Source organism: Haloarchaeobius pelagicus (assembly GCF_051207375.1).
Classification (GTDB): Archaea; Halobacteriota; Halobacteria; order Halobacteriales; family Natrialbaceae; genus Haloarchaeobius.
In genome coordinates, this window is sequence record NZ_JBPJZD010000003.1 from 288588 (window position 1) to 307604 (window position 19017).

The following is a 19017-nucleotide window of genomic DNA, read 5'->3' on the forward strand; positions in this document are numbered from 1 at the left end:
TTCTTGTGGTACTCGACCGCAGACTCGCCTCACCGCCAGCGGACAGTGAACGTCCCCTCCGGAGGAATCAGATACTCACCAGACGGCAGATTGAACTTCTCACTCGCCAACACCGGCTTGAACCGGACGTCCGTCTCGGAGGCTGTCCCGGGAGACGGGTTGTCGGTCCGGATGAAATACTCGTGGTAGTCGTCCAGGTTCTTCCCGGGGCCACCGTGCCCCTGCAGCTGGATGAGCAGGTCCCGGTACCCGAGGTCCGTTCCCGGGAACGGATAGGTGGCAACGTATCCCATGTCGAAGTGCTGCTCGTCCTTGTCGACAGTGAAGGTGCCATCCTGATACGCGTCGGCGAACGCAGACTGGACGTGCCACTCCGCGGGAAGCCACTCGAACGCCTTCGTGCTCATCTGTGTCGTCGCACTCTCCTCGATGCTGAACCCCTCGAAACTCGCGACCCCCTCCAGGGTACCCGAGTCGCCTCCGCTGTTCACGGCCACGACGGCGAGGTTCGCCTTCGAGGTGGCAGGGACCACCATCTGGATCACGTCCTCGTCGTTCTCCCGCTGGACTGCCTTGGAGTATACCGCACCGTTGCTTGGATATCGGAGTCTGATAGCGACGTGTGAGAGATAGACTTGATTTGCGACGCCCGGGGCACTCGCACCAGCGAACCGGGTCGAACTCGACGCCGTTTCGAGCGTCGATTCGAGGTGCTCCCAGTCGACCTGGACCTCGTACAGTGTCGGCTGGTCCCCGCTTGATTCTGTCTCCTCTTGCGTCGTCGATTCAGTCGGTCGGTCTGTCGGCTGCTCCGTCGTTGTCTCTGCCGTCGTCTGCTCAGTCGTCTGTTTCGACAGCTGCGTCGACGATTCCGTATCGGTACCAGCCGCCACGTCCGCAGTGTCACTCTCCAGCCGAAGACAGCCTGCAAGCGAGACAGGGCCAAGCGCCCGAATGAAGGTACGACGATCCATCGTAGTGATACCAGTACTCGTGATAGCCTCGTAAAATGTGTTTCGACCGCGAGTATCGGAGCTGTAATCGGGAGTATGACAGCAGAATTTTTCAACGAGCAAAAAACAATGTCCACCCTTCAGACCGTCCGCTGGAATCGGATGGTGAACGCAGGTCGTCCTGCGCTCAGTTGGTCCGACGCATCGCGAGCAGCGCCGCCGCGACGAGGGCGACGAGCGCGGGTCCGAGACCGAATCCGGGTATCGAGGAGCTGCTTCCGTCGTCGTCAGCATCGTCCCCGGCCGGGGGTTCCGTCGTGGTGTCGGCCACGGTGGTCCCGGTCGTCGGCACCGGTTCGTCACCGGTCGACGTCGCGGTCGTGGTCTGCGTCGATTCAGTCGTGGTCGGCGTCGCGGTCGTCGACTCGCCCGCCGATTCGACGGTGACGAACTCGAAGTCGCTGCCGTCGGGGCTGAGACTGTGCGTCCCCTCCTCGCTGAAGCGGTAGGTGAACTCGACGGTGCGCTCCATGCCCTTCAGCACGGAGATACGCTGGCCTTCGACGAGTTCGCCGTCCACGTACAGCGCGGGGGTGATGGTCTTCGTGCTGTCGGCGTTGTTGACGACAGTGACGGCGAGCGTGACCTGCTCACCGGGGGCGACGGTCGAGTCCGAGACGGACCACTCGGAGATCTTGATCGTCCCCGTGTTGGTGTCGCCCTGGCCGCCACCACCGCCGCCAGTGCTGCCACCGCTGCCGCCACTGCTCTGGTCGACGGAGAACTCGACTGCCTTCGAGACCGTGTTCCCGCCGGCGTCGGTCAGCGTCACGTTCAGCGCGTGCGAGGACCCATCAGAGAGCCCTGTCGCGGTGTAGGTGACCGCGCCACTCGTCTCGGTCAGCGAGGCCGTGACGTCCGTGCCGTCGAACGTCGCGGTGATCGTCTCGACGTCGCCGTCGACGTCGTCGAAGTTCACCGTGATGTCCGTCTGGCTGGTGCCGGCGTCCAGGCTGCCATCTGAGATGGGCTGGCTGAAGTCGACCGTGCCGAACGTCGGCGCGGTGCCGGTTCCGATGGTCGCCGTCTCGGTGACGGTCTCCTCGTTCCCGTCGCCGTCGGGGACGGTGACGCGGAAGGTGTGGGAACCGGGCGAGAGGTCGAGGCCGGTGATGCTGGTCGAGTCGGCCGTGACGACCGCGTTGTCGGTCACGTCGGTGAAGCCCGACCCGCTGTCGAGTTCCACGACGACGTTGCTCGCATCGATACCGCTCTCGGTGTCGCTGTAGGACACGTCGAACGTGACCTCGGTCGTGTTCGCTGGGAGCGGACTGCCCGAGGGCGACAGCGCTGTGCTGTCGATGCTCGGGGCCGTGGTGTCCGCTTCGATGGTGAACGCACGCGTGAGCGTGTCGGTGTTGCCGGCCGCGTCCGTGACCTCGACGGTCATGGTGTGGCTGCCGGCGCTCAGGCCGGTCGCGTCGTAGGTGACGCCGGTCGAGGTGACCGTCGCCGGCCCGGTGACGTCCGAGCCATCGAAGATGACGCTGACGGTGTCCTGTGCGATGCCGCTCTGGCTGTCGGTGTAGGACACGTCGACCGTCACGTCGCTGGTCCCGTAGGCCAGCGTCTGGTTGTTCGTGAAGCCCGAGGAGATGGTCGGTGCGGTCGTGTCCGCCGTGACCTCGAACTCCTCGGTCACGTTGGCCGCCGCGTTGCCGGCGTTGTCCACGGCTTTGACCGTCACCGTGTGGGTGCCGGAGCCGACGAGGCCGGTCGGGGAGACGACCACCTTGTCGGAGGTGACCTGCACGTCGCCGGCGAAGGAGCCGGTGACGAGCTGGCCGTCGACGTACACCTCGACCGCGTCCGTGTCGATGCCGGACTGCGTGTCGCTGTAGTCGAACGTCACGTCGACCGTGTCGGTGTCGTAGTCGTACGTCGGGCCACCCGAGGACAGCGAGGTGCCGTCAATGGACGGCGGCGTCGTGTCCGCGGCGACCGCGCCGTACGTCGAGAAGTGCGAGACGTTGACGAGGTAGTACTGCTGGGTCGTCCCGCCGATGGTCCGGTTCGCCAGCGTGGTGTCACCGACGACCTCCCACTGCTTGCTCGTCTCGTTGAAGTAGCGGATCTCCACGTCGGACGGGTCGACGCCGGCCGGCAGGTCGTCCTGCTGGACCGGGATGCCGATGATGGCGTGTGAGAGATTGCCCTCGAGTTTCGCACCGAGCTGTCCGTCGATGAACCGCGCACCGGACAGGCCGGCGCTGAGCGAGGCAAGCGGCTGCTCACTCTCGGTCAGTGCACCGAACGCGTTGTCGACGTCGGTCGTCGTGTGCAGTTCGATGAACGTCCCGGTCTTGTCGTTCGTGATGGTCAGCGTCCGGTCGGCCGTGCTGGCCGAGGTCTGGACGGTGGTCGATGCGTTCGTGCTGCCAGCGTTGCCGGCGATGTCGGTACCGGTCGCGTTGACAGCGTACTCACCGGAGCCGCCGAAGTCGAACGTGCCCGTCCAGCCAGCACTGGTCTCGCTGAGCGAAACCGTGCGGACCGTGCCGTTCGGGAGCGTCACGTCGACGTCGGGTGCCGCGCTGAGGTTCTCGGTCGCGGTGACGTTCACGCGACCGGTCGTCGTGGACTGCTGGCCGACCGTCAGGCCGAGCGAGGGGGCCGTGCGGTCGAGCGCGACCACGAGCGACTCGTTGGTGACCAACGCCCCGTTGCCGAGGTCGTCGATTGCCACTGCGCCGACCGTGTACTTCCCGCTGGTCGGGAGCGTACTGGAGTCGAGTGTCGCCGTCCACGTCCCGTCACCGTTCAGGGTCGCGGCCGTGGTCTGGCTCGCGCGCCCGGACTGTGAGTCGAAGACGACGGTCACGGTGGACACGTTCGTCGTGTCGTCCGTGGCCGTGCCGGAGACGGTGATGGTGTCACCGCCCGCGACGATGTCGGGCGAGGCCGACTGGACGGACACGGTCGGGACGTCCCGGTCGAGCGTGATGGTCGTGGTCGATTCGCTCTGCTGACCGGCTGCGTCGGTGCCGACGACAGCCAGCGTGTACTCGCCGGTGCTGAGCATCGAGCCGTCGGCCGTGGAGCCGTTCCAGGAGAGCGTCGCGTTGCCGACCCCACCGCCACTGGTGGCGTCGACCTCGTCGGTCATGTCGAAGGTCGTGACGACGCTGCCGCCGTCACGAACCTCGATGACGGTGGTGTCACGGGTCGCGTCCGTGTGTTCCACCGAGATGGTGACCGGGTCCTGCGGACCGACTTCCGAACCGGCCGTGATAGCCGTCACGGGTGCGGTCGTGTCCACGGTGAACGTGGTCTGGGCGGAGCCAGCCGCGTTCCCGAGGTTGTCGATGAGCCGGATGTCGACGGTGTGCGAGCCGTCTGCGAGGCCCGTGAGCGAGAGCGTTCCGTCTGCGAGGGAACCGCTCGCCACGGTCTGCCAGCTGCCGTCGTCGACGCGGTACTCGGCGTGGTCGATGCCGGTATCGACGTTCGTGAACGTGTAGTCGACGCCCACGTCGCCGGTGGCGAGGACGCTGCCAGCGGCCGGCGCGGTGATACTGACACTCGCGTCCGGGTTGGTCGGGCGCTCGACGGTGATGGTCTCACCGGCGAGGTCGCCGACGCTGACGGTGTGGTCGCCGTAGCTGTCCCAGTAGACGCGCTCGGTGAAGTCGACCGTCGCGGTCTGGCCACCGGCGACGGCGACCGTCTTGGTCGCGACGACCGACCCGTCGATGAAGAGGTCGACCGAGGTCGTTCCGTTTCGGTCACCAGTGTTCTCCAGCGTCGCCGTGACGTTGACCGGGTCGGTCGACAGCAGGTCAGTCGACTCGACGGTCTGGGAGACGAGGCTGATGTTCGCGGGTGCCTCGACCGTCACCGTGGTCGCGGCGAGTCCGTTGACCGTCACGTCGTGCGTGCCGCGGTCGAGCGTCCCGAGGTCGTACGTGTAGGTCTCCAGGCTCGTGCCGGCGACCTCCTTCGTGCGAGAGTCGACGACCGTGCCGTCGACGCTGATGTTCAGCGTCTGGTTCGCCGCCACGTCGCCCGAGTTGCTGACCGACACGGACACGGAGACCGTCTCGTTCGTGAGCGCGGTCAGCGGGGCGACCGAGTAGTCGACCGAGACGTTCGCGGGTGCGAGCGCCGTGACCGTGACCGGGTCGAGCCCGTTCACCGTCACGTCGTGCGTGCCGCGGTCCAGCGTCGTGTTGTAGGTGACCGTCTTCGAGCTCGTGGCCGCGACGGTGACCTGTTGCGTGTCGACAACCGTGCCGTCGATGACGAACTCGACGGTCTCGGTGCCTTCGACGTCGCCAGTGTTCTCGACGGTCGCGGTGATGCCGACCGTCTCGTTCGTGAGCGGGCTCGTCTCATTGACCGCGTATGTCGTCGAGAAGTTCGCAGGCGCGAGCACGGTGACCTCGGTCGGGGTGAGGTTGTTCACCGAGAGGTTGTGCGTCCCGCGGGTCATGCTGATGATCGTCTGCGTGACCTGTTTCGAACTCCCGGCCGGGACCGTCACCGACTGCGTGCCGATGACGATGTCGTCGGCCAGGAAGTCGACCGACGTCGTCCCTTCGACGTCGCCGGTGTTCTCGACGGTGGCGGTGATGCCGACCGATTCGTTGGTCAGCACTGTGGTCTCGTTGACCGAGTAGGTCGTCGAGAAGTTCGCCGGTTCCTGAACGGTGACCGTCGCCGCGGTGAGGTCGTTCACCGAGACGGTGTGCTCACCGGTATCGAGGGAGGTCTCGTAGGTGACCTGTTCGGTGGACGTTCCCTGCACGGTCACCGTCTGCGTGTCGACGACCGACTCGTCGATGCTGACGTTGACCTCCTGCGTGCCGTTCACGTCGCCGGTGTTCTCGACGGTCGCCGTGACCGTGACCGTCTCGCTGGGCAAGAGGGTCGTCGGGTCGACGGTGAAGCTCGTCGAGAGGTTCGCGGGTGCGAGCGCCGTCACGGTCGTCGGGCTCAGCCCGTTGACGCTGACAGCGTTGTCGCCACGGTCGAGGGACATGTTGTACGTGACGGTCGTCGTCTCGCCCGCTGCGAGGTCGACGGTGGTCGTGTTGACCACGGAGCCGTTACGTTCGAATTCGACCGACGTGGAACCGACGACCGGCCCGTCGTTCGTGACCGTTGCATTCACCTCGACAGCCTCGGTCGTCAGCACCTCGGTCGCGTTGACCGAGAAGTCAGTCGAGAAGTTCGCCTGCTTCTCCGGCAGGGTGATCTCGACGCTCATCGGGCCGGTGACCGTGATGTTCCGGACCGTCGTCTCGTTCAGGAACCGCGTGGCGTTCTCCGGCGGTTGCGCCTCGAGTTTCACCGCACCGGAGAGTTCGATACCGGTTCCGGAACTGGATTCGTTCAGGATGCCGTTCTGGGTGGTGTTCGTTCTCCAGCCCGTGGACGGCCTGCTCTGGTTTGCCCAGATGGTGAGTGATGCGTTCGGCACCGGGTCACCGCTCTCGTCGAGCGCGGTGACGTCCACGACGTGCCCTGCCGGCAACGTCGCGTTCACCGTCGCGGTGTCGGTCTCGTTGACGCTCCCGAACTCGAAGATGTCGACGTTCCCGTCGCGCAGGAAGTACGAGCCATTCCGGAGCTGGTAGTAGCCCAGCCAGTAGGTATCGTTCTCGGTTATCTCGAAGCTGTACTGCCCAGTGTCGTCCGTGTTGTTGGTCTGTAAGTCGGATTCGTTGAATACGGTGACCAGGTCACCCGATGCATCCGACCCGTTCGACAGCGTGAGCGTCCCCTCGACGACTGCGCTGTTCTCCTCGGCCAGCGTAATCGTCGGGGACATGTTGCTCGTAACGGTGAGGTTGTTCGTGATCTCCTGGTCCTTGAACCGGGTGCTGTTGTCGGGTTCCCTGACGGTGAGTTTGACCGGGCCAGCCACTTCGAGGCCGGCCGGGTCGGTCAGGTTCTCCAGTCCGTGGACGCGCCCGTCCGAGAGGGTCCAGAGGATGATGCCACCGCCCTCGACACCACCGGACGCGTTCGGGTAGTAGAGCACTTCAGCGTCCTCGACCGGGTTCCCGCTCTCGTCGACGACTTTGGGGTCGAGCACGTGTCCATCAGGGATGGTCACGTTGCCGAGGTCGGTCGAGCTCGTAAGGTTGAGGCTCGCGAACTCGTAGGTGTCCGCGACACCGTCACGGACGCCGACGCCGGACAGCTCGGTGCTGAAGTTGTCCTGTGAGAACACCAGGCTGTAGTTACCCGCAGGCATGTCGAAGTCGAACGTCCCCTGGGCATCGGTTCGGACGTAATCGAACGAACTGTCTTCGCCGACCACGATGATTCCGTCTTCGACGAGCGGGTCACCCTGCTCGTCGACGAACCGACCGGTGACAGTCTTGACCGATTCGAGTTCGATGGTCAGGTTGCGGTCGCTGTCGATAGTGTAGTCGGTGTAGTTGTTGTCGTAGCCGAGGTCATCGCCGTAGACGTTCACGGAGAGGTTCCCAGCCGCGAGTTCGATGCCCGGCGGCGCGCCGTAGAGGCGGACGTCGCCGTTCGTGTCGGTGGTTCCACTCACCCACGTGGTCGAACCGTTGTTCTCGTAGCCGAGACTGACGTCGATGCCCTCGAGCACGGCTCCGGTCTCGTTCGTCACAGTGACGTTGACCAGGTGCGGGGCGTCCGGCAGCGTCCAGGTACCGATGGTCTGGTCGCTGGTTCCGACGGTCACGGGTGCGTCGAACACGTACACGTCGGGCTTGCCGTCCTTCGGGAAGGGCGAGTGCTCGCCCTGCCAGTCGCGCTGGTCGAACTCGACGTCGTAGGTATCGTTCACACCGACCGCAGCCGTGAACGAGCCGTCGGTCGAGACGCGGTCACTCCCGTAGCTTTCGTCGCCATCGAAGGAGGCGATGTAGCCCTCGGGGACGGTTCCGTCCGCGTACTCGATGCTCCCGCTGAGGTTCGCGACCGCAGCGATGGTGAGCGTTACCGTCCGGTCACTGTCGACAGTGACCTCGGTGAAGTTCGTCTTGTAGCCGCGGTCGCGGCCGTCCGCGTAGAGATCGATGCGGCCGATGACCTCGGCGTGGACTTCACCGTTCGAATCTGTCCACGCGATCGAGTCACCGTCACCGTCGACGCCCGGTAGTTCGTGGTCGACCTCGAGCTCGACGTTCGAGACAGGATTACCCTTGCGGTCCTGGACACGGACCGTCAGGTTGTGTGGCTCGGGGAGCGTCAGCGTCCCCATGTCCTTCGTGCTCTGGTTGACGGTCCCGAAGTAGTAGACGTCCGGGATACCGTCCTGCGGGAAGGAGCCCTGCCAGTCGCCGTCGGCTGCGGTCTGTCTGAACTCGACCTCGTAGGGGCCGCCCTCCGCGATTGCCGCGGAGAAAGAGCCGTTCGAGTCGGTCCAGACGCTCTCACCGTAGGGGTCGGAGAAGTTCGAGACGCGTAGGAAGTCGCTCGTTGCGGGCGTCCCGTCTGCCCCTTCGATGGTCCCGGTGACGTTCATCGTCTTCACGAGAGTGACGGTGACGTTCGTGCTGTTGGTGACCGTCACATCGACGTACTTCTCGGCGTACCCGGCCGGTGGCTGGTTGACTTCGACGTCGATGGAGCCATTCACTTCGATGCCCGGGTGGCTGGCTCCGTCACCGACGAACAGCCCGTCGGCGTTGGTCGTGCCATCGACAGCCGTCCCGTAGTTGTTGCGGTCGGCCTGGATGAGGACGCCGACACCCGAAAGCGGGTCACCATTCTCGTCGACCACGGTGACGTTCAGGTCGTGGCCCTTCGGAAGCTGGATGTCGTTCGTCTGGTTGGTGCTCCCGACGGAGGCCATCTCCGCGACGTAGACGTCCGGAACGCCATCGTTCGGGAGGACCGTATCCGTGTTCTCCTGCGAGAAGAGGACGTGATACGACGTGTTCGGCTGGAGGCCGAGTTCGTAGCTGCCCGACGAATAGGTCCACGCGCCGTCGGACACCCCGTCATCGGACGAGTAGATAATCCGCATCGGATACACCGGCGACCCGGTGTGGTCGCTGACCGTCCCGTTCACGGTCACGGTCTTCTGCATCGTGAGCGTGACCGACTGGTCGCCGGTCACCGCCACGTCTTTGTTGGTGTTGTCCAGATTCCCGGTCTGGGGGACGTAGATGGAGACCGGTCCCGTGACCTCGATGGTCGCCGTCCCCTCCGAGTCGGTCGTTATCTCCGTGCTGGCGTAGAACGGGTCGGGGTCGTGTCCGACCCACAGACTCGTGTTCGTGACCGGTGTTCCGTCTTCGCTCTCGAGGGTGATGGTCAGGTTGTGGCCCTCGGGGAGCGTCCGCGTCCCGATGTCGGTGTCACCCGAAACCGACACGTTCCCGAACGCGTAGACGTCCGGAATCCCGTCTGCGGCGGCTTCCGTGTCCGTCCCGTTCTGGTAGTACATCAGCTCGTACGTCTCGTTGGTCGGGACGGTCGTCGAGAAACTACCGTTCGAATCGGTGTCGTTCTCGTACCGGGTGTAGTCGGGTGACATCAATTCCACCGTGTCCCCAGCGCCCACACCGGTTCCGTTGGCTGCCTCGACGGTGCCAGTGACCGTGTTCGACGATTGGAAGGTGATATTCACCGACTCGTCACTGGTGACCGTCGTGCTGGAGAAGTGCACCCCGAGGTCCCCCGCATCGACGAAGAGCTGGGTCGACCCGTTGACCTCGATGGTCGCCTGTCCCTGCGAGTCCGTCGTGATGTCCGTGTAGACGGTGTTCTCGCCGGAATCGTGGCTCACCTGGACACTCGTGTTGGCGACGGGCGTCCCGTCCGACTTCTGGACGTTGATGGTCAGGTTGTGGCCCTCGGGGAGCGTCCGCGTCCCGAGGTCGGTGTCGCCCGAGACGGAGACGTTCCCGAACGCGTAGATGTCCGGGATGCCGTCTGCGGGCGCGGTGGTCTGGAAACCGTCCTGGTAGTACTGCAGTCCGTAGGTCCCGTTGCTGGTGAGACCGATAGAGAAGTTCCCGTTGGAATCGGTGGCGTCGAGCTGGCCGTCCCCGTCGGCCATCAGTTCGACGTCGTCGCCGGCCCCGACGGCCGAGCCGTCAGCGGTCTCGATGGTCCCGTTGACCTGCTTCTCCGCGGTGAGTTCGACCGTGTAGTTCCGGTCGCCGGTGACCTCGATGGTCGAATAGTTGCTCGTGTAGCCCTGTGGGCCGGAAACTTCGAGCCTGATGGTGCCGGTGACCTCGACGCCGGGTTCGCTGACGTTCCCCGCGTACACGTACCCGTTCGAGTTCGTCTCCGTGTTCATCTGCGCCTCGATCCCGTTCGCGACGTGGAAGACGCGGACGAAGACGCCGTTCATGGGGTCCCCATTCCCGTCGACGACCTGCACGTTCAGCAGGTTCGGGTCGGGGAGTTCCGTGTTGCCCATGTCGACATCGGACGCCCCCGTCGAGACGTTCCCGATAGCGTAGAGGTCGATGCGCCCGTCACGCACGTAGTTCTCCGTCGCGTTGTAGGTATTGTTGAACTGCTGGAACCACACGGGGTACGTCTCAGAGGCGTTCAGGCTGACGTTGTACTGGCCCGAACTGTCCGTGTGGTCGATCGTCGGTGGTGAGGAGGGGCCGTCGTCGAAGAGGACCTTCCACCCCGTGGCGTCACTCCCATCTGTGTAGTTCACGGACCCGGTCACCGTGACCGTGTCCACCTGTTCCTGCACTGGTAACGCAACACCAGTGCCACCCATCGTCACAGTAGATGTAATCAATAAGATTACCAGTAATACTGCTCGTGCGCCGTCATGTGTCACGTGCGATAGAGGCCGACACCACCTATTAAGTGTTACTCTGCCAATATGACCATAAATAATAAAACCTGAATCTAGTTAGGATATAAATCTGTTTTGGCTAGTGTAATGTGTCCCTGTAATACACGTAATACCGTTTCGATTTCTGTCGCTCCCTCCTGTGGTTCTGTCGGAGGGAACCCGCACCAACCGAAATGTAATCTTGAGTGGTTCGCAGCCTAATATTTTAAACTATTGGCCGAGTATGGTGCTGCTAACTGCCACCGTATACAGTAGTATGTTTAGAAACCACATCCGATATGTCGGTTGCAATGGCAGACAGTCAGACGAACCAGTACAGGAACTGGTCCTCAGAAGCCCCGAATCACGTTCGGGACCGGGCCAGGCGGTATCCGTGCCTGTGCGGGGCCCAAGACGAACCGGATCACGGCCAGCTCACCGGTGGGGTCGAACTCGCCGTGGTCGTCGCGCGAGATCTTCAACAGACGCCGCAACAGGGGTCGCTGGTCGGCGAACGCCGAGAGGAATTTCTGGCGCTCCGGTCCCGAGGTGACCGTCCCGATAGCGGCGCGCTCCTCGCCGTTGTACCAGATGGAACAGGGGTGGCCGTCGTGGAAGTTCGGCCACCACGCGCTCTCGGCCTTCGGCGTCACCACGACGAGTGCGCCGTCGACCCGAGCGTAGGCGACCGGGAAGGTGTACTGGCGACCGCTCTGTCGACCGGCGTACGAGAGGAGGATGAGCCAGCGGTCGACGGTTCGGTGTAACGGCGACCGAAGAACAGCACGGAGAACCGGATTCGCCACCCAGGCCTCGACGGCCCGGTGGAGCCAATGAATCCGTTTCGTTGGTGGGAAGGAACGCTGCGCAGGCATAGCGTAGGATACGACCCCAGAGAAAGTAGCTGTTCGCCCCGCCGATTGACTGCATCCCACACGGCTGAGAGCCAGCACTCGCCGGAGCCAGGAGCCTAACTGACGACCCGGACCGGGCTCCCGAGTTCCGCTTGCAGCCCGATGAGCAGTTCCTCGGACCCGATGGTACGGGCTCCTTCCGCTGTGACCGAGACGACGCGAGCCTCGTCCTGGCTGTGGGTCGTCCACGTCACCGTCGGCCATCGGCCGGCGAGCGCCCGGCCGAGGGCCACGTCGTCGATGGCGGTCCGGTCGATACTGTGAAGCTCGAAACTGCTCCGGATGGTCACCTCGACCTCGACGTCGGTCCCGCTACTCATGTGCGGTCACCTGCAGCAGGGTCGAGAAGACGGTGGGGGTGTTCGTTCGACAATGGTGGGGGGTGTTGTGAATGGTCATACACGCTGTGCTATCGAGGCCCAAGGCACAGTCAGATTTCAATGTACCGGTCACGGCGAACGGTGGTCACATGCCGGGACAGGCACGAATATTTACACTCTGCGATGAGGACTACGAGACATGGACCCCACGCGGCGTCGCGAGCTCCTGCGGCGATTGAGTTTACTCGGAGTAGCCGGGCTAGCGGGGTGCCAGGGACTTTCGTCGGACGAGCAGACCGACACTACAGGGGAAACGAAGACCCACAGAACGACGACGACCGATTCCGCAACGGTGGAATCGACAGACGAGGAGATGACGACACGACCCGTCGCGGCGGGACCGACCTTCGACCTGCAGACGGCTATCGAAACTGGCGACACGTCTCAACACATCGTCGTCACCGGTCGAATCACTGCCGACGCCGGCGTCGATTCGGTCACGGTCGAAACGAAGGGAGCGGATGTGAGCCTCGATGCCGGTGGCGAATCCGAATTCACGCTCGATACCACCCTTGCGGTGGAAGGCGGGCGAGCGTACCAGATAACGGTCTCCGCCGTCACAGGCGATGGACGGGAGGCCAGCACACAACTGGAGACGGACCACGTCCCGGTGTTCGCCGAGCCCCTGGAGACGGACCGACTCGTCGGTGCCCACTACTACCCCTGGTACGAGATGTCCGGCGGTCACCAGGACTGGACCGAATGGACCGTAAGCGACCCCGTGCTGGGAGAGTATTCGGCTGACGACCCACGCGTCGTCGACCAGCACCTCAAGTGGTGTCTCGAATACGGCATCGACTGGCTCTCGGTGAGTTGGTGGGGGCCGGAGTCTGGCTCGGACACCGCGCTGAACCGGACGGTCACCGAGATGGAGCGGTTCGACGACGTCCAGTTCTCGATCCTCTACGAGACGGTCGGTCGTCTGGAAGCGTACGAGTACGACCTCGACCGGTCCGCTGCTCGCGAGCGGTTGCAGTCAGACTTCGAGTACCTCGCAGAGAGGTACTTCGGACGCGAGAACTACCTCCACATCGACGGCCAACCAGTCGTGTACTTCTACGTCTCGAACAACCTCAGCGGTGACGTCGAAGCCGCCTTCGCGGATGCGACGGCGAATCTGGACACAGAGCTCTACGTCCTGGCCGGTGTCCCGTTCGGGTCCGCCCCGGCCACGTACCCGATAATCGACGTTGCAGACGCGGTCACCTCGTACAACCCCTACAGCCCCCGGGCAGACATCGAGGCGGTGTTCCACGACAACTACGAGCAGGGGAACAGGGTGATGAACCTTGGAGCGCGGGTCGCCGACATCGGGTTCGTCCCAGTCGTCATCCCCGGATTCAACGATACCGGAATCCCCGACAACGTCCGCGAGGACAATCCCATACTCTCGTCCTCTCCAGACCGCTACGAACGCGTTTTAGAACAGGTTCAACCGCACCTCGCCGACAGCGAAGCGGTTCTCATCACCTCGTTCAACGAATGGTACGAGGACACCCAGGTCGAACCTGGAACCGACTTCGGGACCGAGTATCTGGAACTCACAGCCGAGAAGCTCGCGAACGCGACCTCCGCCGGGTTCACTCCCCAGGGGACGACCCTTCGCTTCGCGTTCAACGAGACGATCGTCCCCGCAGAGACGAACCCAGATAGCACGGATGACCGCGAGTTGGCGTTCATGGCCGGTGGGCTTCGGTTCCTCGACGACGGCGAAGCGGTCGCGAGTTTCGACATCGGGGACGCCGCCAACGAACCCCTCCTGTTGAAAGGCGTCTACGGGACAGCATCGAACGACTCGTACTCATGGCGCTGGTTCGGTGGTCCGGACGGGGAAACGGTCCTCTTCGTCGAAGCAGATCTCTCGAACGCAGACACCGCGGTTCTCACGGGCGAGCCGATGCGCTCAGACCGCATCGAGGCCGAGGTCTTCGTCGATGGGACGAAGACCGACCAGTTGGTCTTCGGGGAGCGCGACGGGAAGTTGGACGACTACCCGTTCGCCGTGCAGTGAGCAACTCACGTTCTGACACCACTACCACTCGGCAGTCGATATTCAGGCCGACTGGAAGCGTAACAGATCGCCCACGGTGGAAGAGGAGGGTGCTGTTACTCCTCCATCGCTTCGATATCGTCGAGCGAGAGTTCGGTGTCACTGAGTGGCATCGCGACGAACCCCTCGTGATGCGTCGGCCAGTAGCAGACGACCCCGGTCTCCGTGTCGATCGCTCGAACGAGTTTGGTGTTCTTGTGCGCCGAGAACGTGTCCACGATGACGTCGTCGGAGTCGTCGCCAGAGAGTAGTCCCATGACCCGTAGTCGGGCCGACATCTCTTATACTCCACCGTGGGCTGGGACGGAACCTCCGACCCTACAAACGAGGGTTCCGCGACCACACGATTGGTAGGGCTCGCCCTCTTACGACGAACAGATGACCGAACACGACCCTTCTGACGCCGACCCAGTCCCCCGCCAGGCCGGTGACCTCACACATCCGGGTGGAATGCGCGCCCGGCGCGTCTTTCCGTACGACCAGTTGCCCAACCTCGACCCCTTCGTCGTCTTCGAGCGGTTCTCCATCGAACCGACGCAGGGCTTCGACACCCACCCCCATCGCGGCTTCGAGATAGTCTCGTACATGCTCGACGGGGCGATGGCCCACGAGGACTCGATGGGACACGCCAGTACGGCACGACCCGGGGACGGGATGCGGATCACGACTGGAAGCGGGATGCAACACTCCGAGATGCCCGGCAACGACGAGGCCTGCAGTGGCCTGCAGTTGTGGGTCAATCTCCCCCGGGCGAAGAAGGATATCGAGCCGTCCTACCAGGAGGCATCGAGCGAGGACCTTCCGGTCTCCGAGACCGAGGGTGCGACCGTCACGACGGTGGTCGGGGAGGGCTCTCCACTCGACCTCCAGACCGACGTGGAGTACCACGTCGTCACGGTCACCGACGCCTGGGAGTGGGAGGTTCCCGACGGCTGGAACGGCTTCGTCTTCGTCGTGGCTGGTGAGGGGCGAATCGGCGACGAACCGATGGAGCCAGCAGATTTCATCACGGTCGAGAACGGCGGGTCAGTCACAATCGAGACAGATACCGAGGTCCGGTTCGCCGCGATAGCCGGGAACCCACATCACGAGCCGATTCGCCAGCGCGGACCTTACGTACTCTAACGATTGTCGTCCGGCGCAACGACGCCGACCGGCGCGGACGTGGAAGCTGGAGACAGTGTTCAAATCACCACGACCATTGCTTATTCTCTGGTCAATCGTAGTCTTCACATGGTAGCACTCGACAGTCATGCGCTGGACGAACTGTTCCAACGGGGGCGCTGGCTCACCTTCCCGGATTTCGTGCGACTCGTCGAACAGGACCACCCACACGACGGGTCGGGCGTCTCCAGAGAGGTCCTCGACGCGTACGCCAAAGCCATCGAGAACGACCTCGGCGGGGCAGCCCCTTTCACGGTCGAAGAGATGGAGCAGCGACTCGAGCGCCACCTCTCGGACTCGGACGAGTGGTCGAAACGAGCGGTGTACGAGGTCGACCAGGGCCACATCAGTTTCTATCCCCAGTCCTGGCACGACCGGTTGGCAGGTGAGACCGACCCCCGGGAGTACGTTGCCCTGATGCAGGAAGACCTCGCGAAGGCGACAGGGAAGTCGGGAGCGGCCGTCCCGAAACAGCAGTTGCTCAACGCGATGGCGATACTGGGCGGGTTGGACATCCACGCGGCGACCGAGGCAGTGGATGGGATGCGAAAGCGCGGCGAGTTACTCGTCTACCCGTTCCAGAACCCGGAAGCCGACGTACTGCTCCCCTGACCGGCAGGAACGTGGGCTATGCCCCGTTTCTCGACGCAATCAAGCAGTGGTGGCCGTCCGAACCGGCGCTTGGCTGAGCGATAATCCAACTCTTTTGGATGGAGAGTATCGGAGGGTGAGTATTATCAGTGTAGCGCGTAGGAGAGAGTACATGGGTGCTGAGGACGTCGCGTTTCTGGCCAGGTCGCCGAACCGGGCTGCAGTGTTGGCTGCGCTCGTCGACGCGCCGTGCGGTCGGGCAGAACTCCGTGAGCGCGTCGGTGCGTCGCGGGTGACCATCGGGCGCATCACGACCGACCTCGAGGCGCGCGGGTGGGTCGAGCAGAACACGAACGGCTATCGGGCGACCAGGGCCGGGCAGACCGTCGTCGCGGCCTACGAACGCTTCCTCGATGTCGTCGACGCCACACACCACCTCGAACCCCTCCTCGAACACCTGCCGGTGGAGGCGTTCGATTTCGATCTCTCCGCCCTCGGTGATGCGGAGGTGGTCGTGCCGACACCGACGATTCCGAATCAGCACATCTCCAGACTCGGCGCGCTCTTCGAGCAGGCCACCTCGGTCTCGATGGTGGTCCACGCGATGTCGCCAGAGATCGTCGCCTCGAGCCACGCAACCGCACGCGACGGGGACCACGTCACGAAAGGCGTCGTGACGCCGATAGTGACCGACGCGATCCTGGCGAACGAGACGGTCGCCGAGCAGGTCCGTGAGATGGTCGGTGAGGGGACACTGGAACTGTCCGAGCGACCATCGGTCCCGTTCCAGGCGGGCGTCTACGACGAGACGACCGTCATCTCTGCCGACGACGAGGCGGGTGTCCCCCGAGGAATCGTCGAAACCCAGTCCCCCACCGTCCGGGAGTGGGCCCTCGGAGAGTTCGAGCGACTTCAGGCAGACGCGACACCGTTGACCGTCGAGGATCTCGAACCGGAACGCTGACCGAGTCGGCTGCGCACTGTTGGCACACTGTTCACACCGTGAACAAGTGTTCACGAAGTAACCTGATAGTGTTCTGTTCCACACAACTCGTATGAAAGAAGTGTCACGGCGGCGGTTCCTTCTCGGTACAACGGTCGCGACGACCGGGTTGGCTGGGTGCACTGGTGGGAGCGAAACCGATACCAGTAGTGGCGGTGGGAGCACGGATAGCAGTCAGACCGATGCATCGGGTGGGTCGTCCGGTGGCGGCGGCGACCAGAGTGAGACGTCGACACCGAACAACGACCCGGACCCCGACTGCACGCGCCTGGAAGGGAGTCCGACGCCATTCGACGTGGCTGGTACCCCGTTCGTCTTCAGCTTCGACTACATCGACTCGTGGCAACCGAAGGACCCCATTGCAGGACCGAAAGGGCGAGTGCAGGGGTTCTCCTCCGCAACTGTGACCGTCGATGGAGAGACGGAGAGCGCCGGCCTCACCGTCATGCAGTCGTACGAGGCCCTGACGGCGGCCCAGGTCGACGAAGCAATCTCCGATGCCGTCTCCGGTGACTACGCCCGGTTCGAGGTCGTCACAGAACAGGAATTCAACGGTGAAACGGTCCGCGTCGTCGGGTCACCCGACGAGGACGTCTACTTCTACAAACTCTGGCTGCCCTACGGGGACGCCGACGCACGGTACTATCCACTCGAACTCTCGCTCATGACGAGCATCGTCAGGCTGGACGAAGAGAACGTGGCACAACCGCTCTGTGTCGATGCGACGGTCGCGGGTATCGAGACGGTCCGAGAGAGTCTCGCCGTCAATCCCGAGTCGACCATCGAGGAGGTCTGAGTGTAATGGACAGTGAAAGCACTCGGCGACGGTTCCTCTTACGGGCTGGGGCAGCCGCGGGTGTGTCCGGACTTGCAGGCTGTACCAGCGACAGTGGCGGGTCCCCCGAAGGAGACGGAAGTGACACACCGACGGCGACCGAGATGGCGACCGATACGGCGACCGCGACTGCCACGTCGACCGAGACAGCGACCGACGAACCCGCCACGACGGCCAGCCAGTCTGCCTCGTTCTGCCAGCCGATAACCGGCTCTCCGACGCCGTACGACGTAGCCGGGACGCCCTACGTCTTCGCGTTCGACTACATCGATAGCTGGACCATCGAAGACCCGCTCGACCGGAGCAACGCACGTATCCAGCGCATCGTCAGTCCGGAACTGACCAACGAGGGGTCGTCCTCCAGCGCCACGGTCCGGGTCGGCCAATCCCTGGAGGCGGTCACCGCAAGCAAAGCCGAGTCAGAGATCGAAGCAGCCATCGAACGCGATGGGAGTTCTGGCGTCGCCTACGAGGAGGAATTCAACGGCGAGACGGTCCGGTTCGTCGAGTTCCCGAACGTCGACGTCAACAGCTATACGACCTATCTGCCCTACGGCGACGGTGACGCCCGGTACTACGCGTTCTCGCTGGTGACGTTCCTCGACATCGGTAACAGCAACGTCGAAAATATCGGCGACTGTACCGATGCGGTGAACGTCGCGACCCAGACGGTCCGCGGGAGTCTCGCGGTGAACACCGAGTCGACCATCGACCAGACGTGAGGTCGAACCTCAGGTTTCACTGACGAGGCGTGTTCTTCGGTCGAAACTCACACCTCGACCGAGTGACGGTCCGACTCACGAATCGCGGCGTCCTCGCAATCGAAGGTCTGGTCACCTTTCTCGACGACGACGTTCTGCGTCGATTCCGCGAGCACCTCGGGCCCATTCCGGACGCGGATTCGCACGGTCGTCGTCTCACCCACGGCGAGGGTCTCGTCGTCCTCGACGATCCAGAAGAAGCGGACCATCTCCCGACCCGAGTAGTCACCGGTCTTGGTGGTCGTCTCCCCGACATCAACGAGGGTCATCACAACCCGATAGTCGTCGTCATCGAGGTCGAACCCGTCCTGAACCGGGACGGTGACCGTCACGGTCCCGTACACGCCGATGCTGTCCCCTGGAGTGCCCGAGGTGAGACACGTCTGCGCGGAGTCGTTCGCGCTCTCCGGGAAGTCCCACTCGTCGTTCAACCGGACCGAGAGGTCCGTCCGGTCGATCGTGGCGTCCGAGTCCGATACCTGGGGTCCGAGACCGCTGAAGGTGACCCACGCGCCGGCACCCACCAGTATCACGAACAGGACGGCCATGGCGAGACCACGACCACGA

The 19017-nt window shown here is 63.7% G+C and carries 12 protein-coding genes; 6 read left to right on the forward strand and 6 right to left on the reverse strand.

Annotated elements, in window-relative coordinates; translation table 11 throughout:
• Nucleotides 1-29: 29 nt before the first annotated feature.
• The 4 genes from ACSC1S_RS19535 to ACSC1S_RS19550 form a co-directional block, all read right to left on the reverse strand.
• On the reverse strand, nt 30-974 hold the full coding sequence (locus ACSC1S_RS19535; protein ID WP_435365765.1) for a hypothetical protein: 945 nt from the start codon (nt 972-974) through the stop codon (nt 30-32).
• Nucleotides 975-1140: 166 nt separating this feature from the next.
• A complete protein-coding gene (locus ACSC1S_RS19540; protein WP_435365766.1) occupies nt 1141-10665 on the reverse strand; it encodes a carboxypeptidase regulatory-like domain-containing protein in 9525 nt (3174 codons plus the stop codon).
• A gap of 437 nt (nt 10666-11102) precedes the next feature.
• Nucleotides 11103-11627, reverse strand: a complete 525-nt coding sequence (locus tag ACSC1S_RS19545) for a hypothetical protein (protein WP_435365767.1) — start codon at nt 11625-11627, stop codon at nt 11103-11105.
• Between the two features lie 95 nt (nt 11628-11722).
• Nucleotides 11723-11986, reverse strand: a complete 264-nt coding sequence (locus tag ACSC1S_RS19550; RefSeq protein WP_435365768.1) for a hypothetical protein — start codon at nt 11984-11986, stop codon at nt 11723-11725.
• Between the two features lie 352 nt (nt 11987-12338).
• Here ACSC1S_RS19550 and ACSC1S_RS19555 point away from each other — a divergent pair, with 352 nt between their 5' ends.
• Complete coding sequence (locus tag ACSC1S_RS19555; protein ID WP_435365769.1) at nt 12339-14057, forward strand: glycoside hydrolase family 99-like domain-containing protein; 1719 nt, start codon at nt 12339-12341, stop codon at nt 14055-14057.
• Nucleotides 14058-14152: 95 nt separating this feature from the next.
• On the opposite strand, the gene ACSC1S_RS19560 is transcribed toward ACSC1S_RS19555, so the two are convergent.
• On the reverse strand, nt 14153-14353 hold the full coding sequence (locus tag ACSC1S_RS19560; protein WP_435365770.1) for a hypothetical protein: 201 nt from the start codon (nt 14351-14353) through the stop codon (nt 14153-14155).
• 121 nt (nt 14354-14474) lie between these two features.
• Here ACSC1S_RS19560 and ACSC1S_RS19565 point away from each other — a divergent pair, with 121 nt between their 5' ends.
• The 5 genes from ACSC1S_RS19565 (at nt 14475) to ACSC1S_RS19585 (ending at nt 18411) form a co-directional block, all read left to right on the forward strand.
• On the forward strand, nt 14475-15221 hold the full coding sequence (locus tag ACSC1S_RS19565) for a pirin family protein (protein ID WP_435365771.1): 747 nt from the start codon (nt 14475-14477) through the stop codon (nt 15219-15221).
• A gap of 108 nt (nt 15222-15329) precedes the next feature.
• Nucleotides 15330-15872 (forward strand): hypothetical protein, encoded by a 543-nt coding sequence (locus ACSC1S_RS19570; protein ID WP_435365772.1) that lies wholly within the window; start codon nt 15330-15332, stop codon nt 15870-15872.
• 151 nt (nt 15873-16023) lie between these two features.
• Nucleotides 16024-16815: a helix-turn-helix transcriptional regulator gene (locus tag ACSC1S_RS19575; protein ID WP_435365773.1), complete on the forward strand. Its 792-nt coding sequence runs from the start codon at nt 16024-16026 to the stop codon at nt 16813-16815.
• A 91-nt stretch (nt 16816-16906) separates the two neighbouring features.
• Entirely contained in the window at nt 16907-17650 is a 744-nt protein-coding gene (locus tag ACSC1S_RS19580; protein WP_435365774.1) for a hypothetical protein, read from the forward strand.
• A 5-nt stretch (nt 17651-17655) separates the two neighbouring features.
• A complete protein-coding gene (locus ACSC1S_RS19585) occupies nt 17656-18411 on the forward strand; it encodes a hypothetical protein (protein ID WP_435365775.1) in 756 nt (251 codons plus the stop codon).
• Between the two features lie 47 nt (nt 18412-18458).
• Here ACSC1S_RS19585 and ACSC1S_RS19590 read toward each other — a convergent pair whose 3' ends face one another.
• Nucleotides 18459-18998, reverse strand: a complete 540-nt coding sequence (locus ACSC1S_RS19590) for a hypothetical protein (protein WP_435365776.1) — start codon at nt 18996-18998, stop codon at nt 18459-18461.
• Nucleotides 18999-19017 lie beyond the last annotated feature (19 nt).

Bases quoted from the DNA above. Each gene is read 5' to 3' on its own strand.
- ACSC1S_RS19565 (WP_435365771.1), top strand. From the start codon at position 14,475: ATGACCGAACACGACCCTTCTGACGCCGACCCAGTCCCCCGCCAGGCC.
- ACSC1S_RS19570 (WP_435365772.1), top strand. From the start codon at position 15,330: ATGGTAGCACTCGACAGTCATGCGCTGGACGAACTGTTCCAACGGGGG.
- ACSC1S_RS19550 (WP_435365768.1), bottom strand. From the start codon at position 11,986: ATGAGTAGCGGGACCGACGTCGAGGTCGAGGTGACCATCCGGAGCAGT.
- ACSC1S_RS19535 (WP_435365765.1), bottom strand. From the start codon at position 974: ATGGATCGTCGTACCTTCATTCGGGCGCTTGGCCCTGTCTCGCTTGCA.
- ACSC1S_RS19585 (WP_435365775.1), top strand. From the start codon at position 17,656: ATGGACAGTGAAAGCACTCGGCGACGGTTCCTCTTACGGGCTGGGGCA.
- ACSC1S_RS19545 (WP_435365767.1), bottom strand. From the start codon at position 11,627: ATGCCTGCGCAGCGTTCCTTCCCACCAACGAAACGGATTCATTGGCTC.
- ACSC1S_RS19560 (WP_435365770.1), bottom strand. From the start codon at position 14,353: ATGGGACTACTCTCTGGCGACGACTCCGACGACGTCATCGTGGACACG.
- ACSC1S_RS19575 (WP_435365773.1), top strand. From the start codon at position 16,024: ATGGGTGCTGAGGACGTCGCGTTTCTGGCCAGGTCGCCGAACCGGGCT.
- ACSC1S_RS19580 (WP_435365774.1), top strand. From the start codon at position 16,907: ATGAAAGAAGTGTCACGGCGGCGGTTCCTTCTCGGTACAACGGTCGCG.
- ACSC1S_RS19590 (WP_435365776.1), bottom strand. From the start codon at position 18,998: ATGGCCGTCCTGTTCGTGATACTGGTGGGTGCCGGCGCGTGGGTCACC.